The 1,678-nt window shown below is 33.6% G+C and carries 2 protein-coding genes; both read left to right on the plus strand.

All coding sequences use genetic code 11. From position 1 onward, the window contains the following. The first annotated feature begins 463 nt into the window (after window positions 1-463). Window positions 464-973, plus strand: coding sequence for a YfiR family protein (locus KPC_RS19540; RefSeq protein WP_121975968.1), 510 nt, complete (start codon window positions 464-466; stop codon window positions 971-973). Window position 974: 1 nt separating this feature from the next. Continuing rightward, window positions 975-1,678, plus strand: a 704-nt coding sequence (locus KPC_RS19545) for a CHASE sensor domain-containing protein (RefSeq protein ID WP_322873894.1), incomplete at its 3' end; no start/stop codon positions are given.

Genomic DNA, 1,678 nt, shown 5'->3' on the forward strand with positions numbered 1-1,678 from the left:
TGGCTCATCAATTACTGACAAAAATTCTCAAATAAACTTCGAGTAATTTCTACCAATCAATCAATGATAATTTATCGTTAATCAACCAGTAAAAATCCACACAAGTTGTTCTTCATATTCTCTTAATGATCTTCTTCATGGCTCATCGCCATCAAGCTAGGTCGGCTATATTACTCTCTATTTCTAGAAAGTCAACCATGATGTTCATTTATTTTTAAACAACCCAAACTCAATCAATTTCTTCAACTAACTGATTTTTAAGAAGTTTTAATCAACATCACCGCCGATGGATGTGCATTCTACAGCATTTTATGCACCTTGCAACACCTTTTTGTGATTTATTTTATCAGGCGTTGTTTTTTTAAACACTATTTCTCACATTATTATGCTTTCTTTGAAAAATGTACTTTTTTTACTCATTTTTTTTATTTAAACTTAGTCAATTCTTTTTTATTTTATTTAAATGATTTCTTTCTTCCGAAAACGGCATTATTTATTCGGGACATTATTATTTTTTGTCCCCATCAGCTCTTTTGCCTACTCTCCCCATAATATTTACATTACGACATTATCTATACTGAGTTATGTTCACTGGAAAGACCCTACGCCTAATGTTTGTGTTGTAGACAATGCAAATGCAACAACACAGCTTCGAAATTTCTCTAAACAACTACAATATAATTACACGATAGGATCTGTTCGGTTAGAGTCTGTTTCTAAAGAAAATTGTGATGCTGTTTTTTTTACCAACACATCACCTGAAGTACAACAGCAGTTCTTACTCAAAAATACTAATGCTCTGATTTTGTCTTTTAGTACCAATAATAATGACTGTGAAATTGGCAGTGCATTTTGTCTATTTACAACTAAAAATGGCAACACCTCTTTTAAAATCAATCTTGATACTTTAAGTCGTTCTCGTGTCCATGTTGACCCTCGTGTACTTTTATTAGCAAAGAACGCGGAGAACTAAAATGATGAATTTTTTTAAAACGCGCTCCTTACAAACATTATTCAGAAAATCACAGATTACAATTTTTGCTATTACGTTCCTGATTTGTACAGTTACATTTATTTCCATTTCTGTTTTAACAGTTGAATCTTACGCCAAACAAAATTTACAACTGATTGGGCGAACTATTGGTGAACGAATCCAGCCTGCTCTAGTCTTTAAAGACCAAATGGCACTTTCACAAATATTGAATGAATACACGCATCAACATTCGATCCGTAAAATTCAGGTACTCGATAGCCACGGCGAACAGATTTCTCACAGTATTAAAACGATTGAACATTATTCAGGTTTACAAAATCTGTTTGATCATTTCTTCCTTCAAGATCCTGTCGAATTACCCATTTATCATCGTAGTCAACTGGTTGGACAGCTTATCGTCTACGGTAGTGCCAATGAGATTATGGCATTCTTCTTTAAAATCTTTGTCGGCCTGGCGATCGGAATGTTTTTTATGCTGGTTGCACTATGGTGGACGATCAATTCAACCTACCGGCACATCATGCAATCTATCTTCCCACTTATGAATATTGCCAAACTCGTCAGTGGGCAAAAAGCTTACAATCTACGTTTTCCTAAAAACAATATTAAAGAATTTCAGGATTTAAATAATGTTTTTAATGAACTTCTGGAAGAAATTCATGTTTGGCATAATCATCTTCAAAC

This window comes from Acinetobacter stercoris (assembly GCF_900323515.1).
Classification (GTDB): Bacteria; Pseudomonadota; Gammaproteobacteria; order Pseudomonadales; family Moraxellaceae; genus Acinetobacter; species Acinetobacter stercoris.

What these genes read in the sequence shown, in the direction of transcription:
- KPC_RS19540 (WP_121975968.1), top strand. Translation starts at nt 464, where the DNA reads ATGATTTCTTTCTTCCGAAAACGGCATTATTTATTCGGGACATTATTA.